Source organism: Mycobacterium sp. NGS48 (assembly GCF_059812585.1).
The window spans coordinates 1-518 of sequence record NZ_JCALCY010000049.1; the positions used below are offsets into that span (position 1 = coordinate 1).

1 protein-coding gene is annotated in these 518 nt (G+C 70.3%); it reads left to right on the plus strand.

The window, feature by feature from the left end; genetic code table 11:
- Positions 1–518: glutamate-cysteine ligase family protein (locus tag AC5Y42_RS23605; RefSeq protein ID WP_499900984.1), on the plus strand; the 518-nt coding region annotated here is incomplete at both ends.

Here is a 518-nt window from a genome sequence, read left to right on the forward strand (position 1 = left end):
CCGATTTTGACCGCCAGCGGCGACGATCCCCGCACCGACTGGGCGCGCTATGCCCTGAAGGCACCGGTGATGTTGGTGCACGCCGCGCACAACGGCACTGCCGTTCCGGTGACGCACTATGTCCCGTTCGCCGATTGGGCCGACGGCCGGTCGTTGCTCGGCAGTCGCCATCCGACCACCGCTGACCTGGACTACCACCTGACCACGCTGTTTCCCCCGGTGCGGCCCCGCGGGTGGCTGGAGATCCGCTACCTCGACAGTGTTCCCGAGGCGATCTGGCCCGCGGTGGTGTTCACGTTGGTGACATTGCTCGATGATCCCGATGCCGCCGATCTTGCGGCGCAGGCCGTCGAACCGGTCGCCACTGCCTGGGACGCCGCGGCCCGGGTCGGGCTGGGCGATCGGCGGCTGCACGCCGCGGCCAACCGCTGCGTGGCCATTGCCGCCCAACGCGCGCCCGCCCACCTCGACGATGCGATGGGCCGGCTCGTGAAAACCGTCGAGCAGGGCCGCTGTCC